General features: G+C 43.4%; 11 protein-coding genes. 5 read left to right on the top strand and 6 right to left on the bottom strand.

The genetic code is table 11. The features are described from left to right. On the top strand, positions 1-711 hold a 711-nt coding region (locus tag ENN47_07750; protein HDP78062.1), incomplete at its 5' end, for a leucine--tRNA ligase. Between the two features lie 71 nt (positions 712-782). Here ENN47_07750 and ENN47_07745 read toward each other — a convergent pair. Next, positions 783-1,484 carry a class I SAM-dependent methyltransferase gene (locus ENN47_07745; protein ID HDP78061.1) on the bottom strand — a complete coding sequence of 234 codons (702 nt, stop codon included), beginning with the start codon at positions 1,482-1,484 and terminating at the stop codon, positions 783-785. Positions 1,485-1,642: 158 nt separating this feature from the next. Here ENN47_07745 and ENN47_07740 point away from each other — a divergent pair, with 158 nt between their 5' ends. Both ENN47_07740 and ENN47_07735 read left to right on the top strand, forming a co-directional pair. Next, entirely contained in the window at positions 1,643-2,542 is a 900-nt protein-coding gene (locus ENN47_07740) for a DUF1848 domain-containing protein (protein HDP78060.1), read from the top strand. 138 nt (positions 2,543-2,680) lie between these two features. Then, positions 2,681-3,265: a DUF2179 domain-containing protein gene (locus tag ENN47_07735; GenBank protein HDP78059.1), complete on the top strand. Its 585-nt coding sequence runs from the start codon at positions 2,681-2,683 to the stop codon at positions 3,263-3,265. Positions 3,266-3,311: 46 nt separating this feature from the next. On the opposite strand, the gene ENN47_07730 is transcribed toward ENN47_07735, so the two are convergent. The 4 genes from ENN47_07730 to ENN47_07715 are packed head-to-tail and all read right to left on the bottom strand — an operon-like array spanning position 3,312 to position 6,636. Continuing rightward, on the bottom strand, positions 3,312-3,998 hold the full coding sequence (locus tag ENN47_07730; GenBank protein HDP78058.1) for an ABC transporter ATP-binding protein: 687 nt from the start codon (positions 3,996-3,998) through the stop codon (positions 3,312-3,314). After that, complete coding sequence (locus ENN47_07725; GenBank protein ID HDP78057.1) at positions 3,991-5,154, bottom strand: ABC transporter permease; 1,164 nt, start codon at positions 5,152-5,154, stop codon at positions 3,991-3,993. The genes ENN47_07730 and ENN47_07725 overlap by 8 nt, the downstream gene beginning before the upstream one ends. Beyond that, positions 5,151-5,804 (bottom strand): cobalamin-binding protein, encoded by a 654-nt coding sequence (locus tag ENN47_07720; GenBank protein HDP78056.1) that lies wholly within the window; start codon positions 5,802-5,804, stop codon positions 5,151-5,153. Before ENN47_07720 ends, ENN47_07725 begins: the two co-directional genes overlap by 4 nt. Positions 5,805-5,814: 10 nt before the next feature. Then, entirely contained in the window at positions 5,815-6,636 is an 822-nt protein-coding gene (locus ENN47_07715; GenBank protein ID HDP78055.1) for an aldo/keto reductase, read from the bottom strand. 256 nt (positions 6,637-6,892) lie between these two features. Between ENN47_07715 and ENN47_07710 the strand changes: the two genes are divergently transcribed. Then, the gene (locus tag ENN47_07710; GenBank protein HDP78054.1) at positions 6,893-7,216 is read left to right on the top strand and encodes a hypothetical protein; all 324 of its coding nucleotides are present in this window, start codon (positions 6,893-6,895) and stop codon (positions 7,214-7,216) included. Between the two features lie 113 nt (positions 7,217-7,329). Further along, the gene (locus tag ENN47_07705) at positions 7,330-7,971 is read left to right on the top strand and encodes a peroxiredoxin (protein ID HDP78053.1); all 642 of its coding nucleotides are present in this window, start codon (positions 7,330-7,332) and stop codon (positions 7,969-7,971) included. A 98-nt stretch (positions 7,972-8,069) separates the two neighbouring features. Here ENN47_07705 and ENN47_07700 read toward each other — a convergent pair whose 3' ends face one another. Beyond that, positions 8,070-8,909: a hypothetical protein gene (locus ENN47_07700; protein ID HDP78052.1), complete on the bottom strand. Its 840-nt coding sequence runs from the start codon at positions 8,907-8,909 to the stop codon at positions 8,070-8,072. Between the last annotated feature and the right edge of the window lie 394 nt (positions 8,910-9,303).

Genomic DNA, 9,303 nt, shown 5'->3' with positions numbered 1-9,303 from the left:
TTTGCTTCATTTAGAGGACACGGGCTTATCATAAAAGACGGTGAGAAGATGTCAAAATCGAAGGGAAATATCGTCAATCCAAACGAGTATTTTGAAAGCCATGGAGTAGATGCCCTTAGAACCTATCTGATGTTTATGGGGACCTTTCTCGAAGGCGGAGATTTCAGAGACAGCGGTATGGACGCGATGAGGAGATTCCTCAATCGTGTATGGGACATCGCTGCCATGCCTGAAGGGAAGAGCTCGACAAATCTGAAGATAAAGATGGCAGAGACTGTGGAAAAGGTCGAGTATTCAATCACGAATATCAAGCCGAACACGGCAATTGCCGCTATCATGGAGTTTGTTAATGAGGCTTCGAAAGAGACTTCCATCGAAAGACAGCTAGTAGTGGATATGGCAAAGCTGCTTTCTCCGTTTGCCCCTTTTATCAGCGAAGAAATTTACTGCATGAAAGGCGGGAAGAAGAGGACTATTCTTGAAGATGGTTTCCCTTCTGGCTATGAGAAATACGCTTCTCTGGCGAAGACTGAATTGCCTGTTCAGATCACCGGCAAGATGAGAGGAAAGGTTGTGCTTCCTCAGAACGCATCCCAGGAAAAGGCATTGGAAGCCGTAATGGCTGATGAGAAGCTCTCAAAAATGCTTGAAGGAAAGTCAATAAGAAAGATCATCTACGTACAGGACAAGATTATCAACATAATTACTTGAGTGTAGTGAGAAATAGTATATTCTCAACATCTAGAAGGAGGGCCAGTGGCTCTTCTTTGTTTTCCATCAATTTATCTCCGTTTTGATGTGGGTTTTCGTGAAACGAAAATGCTTGAATTTCCGTATCTTGCATGGTGTTTTACAGGACAAAATCCAGCTTCTTCCAGAACTGCTTGCTGATTATCTATGGAAAGTGGCAGATCAAAGTGGTAGAAACCATCAGGCACGTCGCGCTCGCTTTTCAGAGACTCGTATCTCTTGCGTAGTTCGATTTCCTCTTTCGCAGTATTGACCACGTAATCTACCTCGATATATGTTCCATTGCCTGCCAGACTGTGGAGAATCTTCTTGTAGAGCGACAACTTCTGTTTGTATCCGAAATGATGCATCGATTGAACCGAAATAGCAAAGTCGAATCCTTCCGATGGCAAATCAACTTCGAAGTAGGAACCGGTAATCAAGTTCAGGTCGCCCAGTCTGTCTTCATGTTTGATTCTAAGAACTTCGAGCATCTTCTGGGACAAGTCGACACATGTTACTCTGGCTGTCGTGTTTAATCTGAATATCTCGTCGAGTTCGAGTCCCGTCCCGCAACCGAGATCAAGTATCCTGATTCCAGAAGTAACTGGAACTAACCTTGCTACTTCTCTGTAGAAGTCAGCAGATTCCTTGATATTGTACTTCATGTGGGATTCGTATGAATCGGCTCTTCTGTCGAAAAAGGAATCCATTCTTTCAAGTTGATTATTTACTTCTTTTTCTCTGCGAGTCAAAAGACATGCCTCCTTTCTTCAGTCGCCATGATTTTCTGTCTTAATATTATTATAGAAGTGGTCAGGAAACGTTATGTTTTTTAGAAATGGCGAATCGAGCCGTGATGATTTTGCATTTCACGAAGATCAGACTGAACATCGCTCGAAAGGAGACAGGAATGATAGTAAGTGCGAGCAGAAGGACAGATATCCCTGCTTTTTATTCAGAGTGGATGATAGAGCGTTTGAAAAGTGGCTTTGCTCTTGTCAGGAATCCATTCAATCCCCATCAGGTGAGCAAAGTCATCCTAAATCCAGAAGCAGTAGACTGTTTCGTGTTTTGGACAAAGGATCCCCACAAAATGTTAGACAGACTGAATCACTTTGCCGATTACTGCTATTATTTTCAATTCACGATTACGCCCTATCATGGAAGTGTAGAGCCTGGTCTTCGCAATAAGAGAGAGATTATCGAGACCCTCAAAAAACTTTCCGGAAAGATTGGAGAAAAGAGAGTGATTTGGAGATACGATCCTATTCTGATAAATGCCGACTATAGTGTCGACCATCATCTACGGGCCTTTGAAAAAATAGCGCATTTGCTTAAGGGATTCACTGAAGAGTGTGTGATTAGTTTTCTCGATTACTATCAGAAGATCTCATCAAACCTTCGAAGACTTGATGCAAGGGCACCTAATGAAATTGAGGTAAGGAAAATTGCCAGCCACTATTCAGAAGTATCATCTTCTGAAGGAATGAAGCTGAAGACATGTTCAGAGACCGTCGATCTTTCGGAATATGGAATTAGCCACGGAAGCTGTATTGATGGGACGCTTATTGAAACGCTTACAGGCAAGAGGATTGATCGCCCAAAGGACAGATATCAGAGAGCTGCATGCCACTGTGTCGAGAGTGTCGACATAGGCGCATATAACACCTGTCCTAATCGATGTCTATACTGCTATGCAAGCTTCAGTGAGAAATCCATTCTTAGAAATCATCGTTCCTTCGATCCGAAGTCCCCGCTTCTTTGCAGCGAATTACAGAAGAGAGATGAGATTGCTGAGAGAAAGAAGTAGAGATATGCTCATTTCGGAAGAAAGCTGTTTTGCTCGTATTAAACAAGGTAATCTCTTCATCATGCTATCCAGAAAGAACTATCTTATAATCGGCTTAAGAGAAGAGTTTTTATTTAAGAATGCGGTAGGAGGGTTTCTATGGAAGAATTCTTAAGCGGAGATCTGTTCAGATGGGTGGTTATGCCCCTAATGATTTTCTTCGCAAGGATCATAGACGTCTCTCTTGGAACCACGAGAATCATAATGGTTTCGAGAGGCAAGAAAGAAATAGCTAGTGTTATCGGCTTTTTTGAGATTATTCTGTGGTTGCTCGTTGCCAGCAAAGTAATCCAGAGTGTTGATAACGTACTCTACATTCTTGCTTATGCAGGGGGCTTCGCAGCCGGTAGCTACATAGGAATGCTCATTGATGAGAGGCTTGCAATCGGGACAGTATCGGTTAGGCTGATAATCTCGAGAGATCCGACCGAACTTATAGAAAGATTGTGCCAGGCTGGATTTGGAGTTACGAAGATAGACGCTCACGGTGCTCGAGGAAAGGCTTACATTGTTTACAGTATCATAAACAGGAAAGAAGTGGAAGACTTCGAGAGAATCGCTCTGGAATGCGTTCCGAAGGCGTTCATGTCTGTTGAAGATATTCGAAAGGTAAGAGAGGGAGTCTTCCTCCCCAAGGATACGATGCGTCTCAGAAGAGAGTCTCCATTAAGAAAATCCAAATAGCTTTCCAGAAGCGTTATCATTTAGAGAGATGAGGGGGATGTCCCCCTCATCTCTTTATGTCATTAAAGATGTTGCCGTCTCTGATTTCAACTATCCTGTCTGTCTCTTCTGCGATTCTTCTATCGTGAGTAATTATTACGAATGTTGTTCCGTATCTCTTGTTGAGATCACGCATGAGGCTGAAGACCTTCGCCGAAGTATCAGAGTCGAGATTGCCCGTAGGTTCATCCGCAAGTATAATCTTCGGATTGTTGATAAGTGCCCTTGCGATTGCGGTTCTTTGCTGTTGGCCTCCCGACATGTTTGGAGCCAGATTGTTCCTAACCTTGCTGATTTCAACGACATCCATTAGTTCCTTCGCCCTTTCCATAATTTCCTTCGAAGGTTTAAGACCCTTAATTCTGTAAGGAAGGATTACGTTTTCGAAGGCAGTGAACTCGGGAAGCAGATAATGAAACTGGAATATGAATCCAATAGTCTCATTTCTAACACTTGCGAGTTCGTTCTTGTTCATTTTGTTTGTCTGTTTGCCTGCGATTTTTATTTCACCGCTAGAGGGCTGATCCAGAGTGCCCATAATGTTCATGAGTGTGGATTTACCGCTTCCGGACTGTCCGACTATCGAAAGAAACGACGACTCTTCGATTTCAAGATCCACACCGTGAAGAACTTCTGTCTTCACAACCGTTCCGTAGACCTTTTTAATATCCTTAAGCTCGACTATGTTAGCCATTTCGTATCACCTCAACGGGGCTGAGTTTGGAGGATCTTCTGGCTGGCACCATTGCGGCAATAGTTGAAGCGCCAATGGCAATGAGCGCGGACAACATTACAAACCCATAACTTAGAGAGATTCTGATGATCGGTTCTCCGTCAGTCCCTACGGCAAAGGTGGAGAACATTATTACAAGCAGGATTCCAAATGCAATTCCGACTACTGCTCCCACAATACCTAGAGAGAGTCCCTGAAAGAGAAAAACGAAACTCGTCGTGGAATCCTTAAGGCCCATAGCTTTCAGGATTCCAATCTGCCTTGACTTCTGGACTACAGTTATTGCAAGCACGCTTGCTATTCCAAGGGAAACGGCTATGATCACGAACACCTGAATCATTATGCTTGAGACGCTCTGCCCGTTCAGTCCGGAGAGGAGGTCTTCGTTCTGAGATTTCCAATCAGTGACAAGTAAAGCAGGCCTCGAAAGACGTTCAGTAATGACTGAGGCGTTTTCATCGGCTCTGAAGACCTCACTCACCTGCATCTCTATCGATGTGACTGTATCACCAAGTTTCCCAACTGACTGAGCGGTGCCAATTGTTGAGATCAGCCAGTTCTTGTTAAGGCTTGCAACACCCAGATCGAAAACACCGACTACCTTCAGAATCTCAACTGCTCTATCCGGAGTGAAGATTGTGATTTCTCCTCCAAGGGTCACATCGAGCTCATCTTTAAGACCCTTGCCGATAATGATTTCTCCGTCGCCTTCAGGAAGGTTGCCATCAATGAGGCGACTATCCGTCCTGTAAATAACATGCGACTCGGGGAACTGCAGACCTCGGAGCAGAACAGATAAGGTTCTGTCGCCGCTGCTTATGAAGACAGGAACATCTGCGCTTGCAGAAAGAGCCGTCAGATTTGTTGGCAAATCAAGAGAAGAGATATCCGAAATTATGCCTTGCCAGTCTTCTACTTTGTTGTTTTCCGGAGAGGAGATAGTCATCTGCGAAGAGCTTCCGATTGTCGTATCCACCAGGTCTTTTTGGAGTCCCTGGATAAGCGAGCCTATGAATACCTGAACGGAAACACCTATGGCAATTCCCATTACTATGAGAAGAGTTTGGGTCTTGCTGGAAGATAGAAAGCGCATCGCAATCGAAAAAGCCAATCTCATTTTACATCACACTTCCCCAGAGCTAGAATCTCTCTCGGATCTTTCAGGAAGATATCTGCACCGACTTCCTTCCAGTAGTCTGGATTTTTCTCGAATGCATTTCCACCTACAACAACTCTCGATTTCCCGCCGGCTTCTTTAATTCGCGAAATCATCCTTCGTGTGTTTATTAGGTTGTAGTAGTTTGAAACACTAATCGCAACGTACGATAGACTCAGTTTTTTCGCAGCCTCAAGGAAGGTGTCTAGCGGGGTATTTGCTCCGACGAATATGGAATTGTACCCGGCGATAGTGAAGATGTCCGAAATCATTCTTGCTCCGATCTCATGATACTCTTCAGGCGGGCAGAGTACTGCCACTGTCTGATCATTCTTTTCTGATCCATTGTCTCTTATCTTCTTCAAAATGTAGGGGAAGCAGCATTCCAAAACTGTTCTGACGATCGAGCTTCTAATGTGCTCTTTCCATATGCACAGTCTGTCACCTATATAGTCACACTCCCAGTCTCTTAGGGTTGGCGCAAGTATATCCAAATACAAGTCAATCACTTCAATACTTCCCGATTCTAGTGCCTCCACGCAGAGCAATATGGCTTTTTCCTTATCCTGGGAATCGAGAGCATCGGCGAAACCGCTTTTGATATCGTTCAAAATAGCCTCCTTATTTAAGTGAATCAAGCACTCTTGAATCTTCTTGATCGAGGACAATGCTTGCAGCTTCGAGATTGGATCTAAGGTGTTCCAGCTTTGATGACTTTGGTATTACCACTACTCCATCTTTCCCCAGTAGCCATGACAGCATTATTTGTTGAATGGAAGCGGAGTATTTGCTGGCAAGATCCTTGAGCAGTTTTTCGGTTGAGGTTTTCACAGCATTTCTTCTAAGTGGAGAATATGCTGTCATCGTGATTCCCTTATGCTGGCAGTAGGGAAGAAGTTCATTCATTGCGAGTCTGTCGTCAATGTTGAAAAGAACCTGATTGTTTACAATTGGTTCTCGTGAAACGGCAACAGCCTTTTTCAATAATGATGTATCGAAATTAGATACACCAATGAACCTAACTCTACCGTTCTGGACTTCGTCGCTCATAGCTGAAAGCGTTTCTTCAAGAGGAACATCAGGATTAGGCCAGTGAATCAAGTAGAGATCCAGATAGTCAGTTCTCAGTCTTTGCAGTGTACCGTCGAGCGCTTCGTGAAGTTCGTCCCTTTGCAAATGGCTGGGCCAGACCTTAGATGTGATAAACAACTCCTCTCTACTGAAAATGGATATTGCCTCTCCGACTAGTTCTTCAGTATGGCCTCCTCCATAGTACTCAGCCGTATCGATGTGTGTGTACCCCAGTTCAATTGCTCTTGATATGGTTTCAATATGTTCCCTGTCTCTGGATTTGTCGGGGATATCTCTTCCTCCTACTTCCCATGTTCCAAGTCCAACTGCAGGGATTTCTGCTTCTGTGTTAGCGAGAGTTCTATATATCATCTTAATCACCCCTGTTTACAAGATTTTACCTTAATAATTTGAAAGATTATAGCTGGTAAAACATTCCCATCTCTTCTCGGTAAATGTAGGTACTCGCGGTTTGAGGTATAATTAATTGAACGGGCTGATCACTTTGCAAAAACAGTTCTTTATGGTCATTCAAAAACGGCTTTTCCAGAAATCAGGATCTACATCTGGTACCTTCCTATGTTAGTTGTTAACGGAATCCAAGAAACCAGACGAAGGAGGGAGCGCCATGTACATTGTGTGCGATTTGAGGTATGCTGTGTCTGAAAGTAGATCCACAGAGGCTTTGAAAATGATACTTGAGACGCTCTCAAAGAAGTTGCTTCTGGGAGCCCAAGGTGACACGCTCAATATGAGAGCCGAGACGGAAGATACTATTGAAGTTCAAATCATGGCTCTCAAAGGATCTTGTTCTTTCGAAGAAGTAGTGCCACGGATCAACGAGTACCTTTCATTGATCTCAAGAGCGCTGGAAGTGAGTTTCCCCGATTACAGAGTAGTTAGTTCATACATCTATCCAGATGGTGAAGAAACGCCATATCTACTCTGTTAAAGACATAAAAAGAGGGCCGGTGGCCCTCTTTTTTGTTTGGTTGACAAATCAAAGAGATAAAAGTATAATAATTGTGTAGCTAATAATAATGATTCTAAGTATGGAGGTGCTTTATGGAAAAGAGAATTCCATTGATCGGTGAAGATTTTCCAGAGATGAGAGTCAAGACAACTCACGGGGTCGTAACTTTGCCGGAAGAATACAAAGGAAAGTGGTTCGTTCTCTTCAGTCATCCAGGAGATTTCACACCAGTCTGCACAACCGAGTTCGTAGGATTCCAGAAGAGATATGAGAAATTCAGAGAACTAAATTGTGAGCTTATCGGTTTGAGTGTTGATCAGGTATTCTCCCATATTAAATGGACAGAATGGATAGAAGAAAAGCTGGGTGTCAAGATAGGATTTCCGATAATTGCGGACGAAATGGGAGAAGTCGGAATGACCTTGGGCTTGATTCATCCCGCGAAGGGCACGAACACAGTCAGGGCCGTCTTCATTGTTGATCCTAAGGGAAAGATAAGAGCTATTCTCTATTATCCGCAGGAACTTGGAAGAAACATGGATGAAATCTTGAGAATGATCAAAGGATTCCAGGTCGCCGATAAGAATGGAGTGGCAATTCCTGCAGATTGGCCAAACAACGAAATTATTGGAGATCACGTAATAATTCCTCCTGCATCAGATGTTAAGACAGCCGAGGAAAGAAAGGGCAAGGAAGGCTGCTACGATTGGTGGTTCTGTCATAAGAGCCTTTGATAGTATAGAGAGCGAAAATTAATACAACAAAGCGGGCTTGCACCCGCTTTTTTTGTATTGAATATCTAGACTCTTCGCCTTAAAGAGAAAGCGCGCTCCTACCAGTCGATGATGTTATTCAGCAACTTCCTGTTATCAAATAGATCAATGAAATCTCCGGAGATATATCCCCATATATCGTCTGAGAAAAGGTTAATATCACCTATCGCCACAACCTTTCCCGAACCCACTGAAGCCGCGGCAACAAGCGGAACTACTATAGTAACTTGATCGGAGAATTCAGATGGCGAAGTACCGTTTCCTGCGACCACACCGGACAAAGATTCCTTGGCCGCCACACTCAACGGGACATACGAGGTCGGTTCAGCATATGCTATTGTTTGGGCCTCTCCGGACGTGTTCAGGGTCGATGCGGCTATCAATACTATCTTGTTTAGACCAGTAGTTAAAGGGTGAGCGTTGAATTTGGTAGTTGTAACCCAGATTTCCTCGTTATCGTAATTGTTCGTATTGTCATGTAGAAGATTATTGTTAAATTGGATCCCAACTTCGAGGTAAGAGGCTATGGCATTTAGTGGAGCATTGTCATAGTATGTATAATACTCTCCCAGTAACAACACCTTGCCTCCCCTACTCAAGAGGGTAACCAACCCACTCATTTCATTGACCGAGTAAGCGGTTTGGGGAGCCAGAACAATGACGATGCCATACCCTTCAGGAGAGAACCCACTCTCTGATGAAAGATCAACTGTATATCCCTTATCTTCTAAAGCCTGAATCAGCTTTGACATTTCGACGGAGGCTTCATCATCAATTCTGTTATTATGGGAGTCATCTATGAGAATCGTTTTTGGTACTCTTGGGAATGAACCGGGAAAACAGGAAGTCAATATCAAGGCCAGAGCAAGCAACATTATCAGGATTGACGTTCTTTTCATATTATCATCTCCAATCGAAGCCATGAAAGACTTCATTGAAACAAGTATATCCCCCTAATCGCTAACTCCAAATGATCTCGGAGACTCTTCACCTGGCACAAAAGTTGTGAAAGATGATAAATGCAACTGTGAAGCCGATCAATAGTAACCTTCAGCTGAAGAGGTTGCTTTTGTCATGGTTACTTAAGTTAATTGATGATATTTGCCTTGCTTTATTATCTTTAGTGCGGCTTCATTACAAAAGATGACTGCACTACCCTGTATTTGTGAATGGTATAAAGCAATAATCGTAAGTAAGAGCGTCTGAAGAGTGATAATCACAGCTTAGCATTCTTGACGGGTCTTTGGAAAGGGCGAAGTTATCTGCTATCATATGAATGAAAAAAATTTCCTT

Source organism: Mesotoga infera, from assembly GCA_011045915.1.
Taxonomy (GTDB): domain Bacteria; phylum Thermotogota; class Thermotogae; order Petrotogales; family Kosmotogaceae; genus Mesotoga; species Mesotoga infera_D.
Note: the sequence above shows the minus strand (reverse complement) of the source record. Positions and strands in the feature narration are given on the sequence as shown.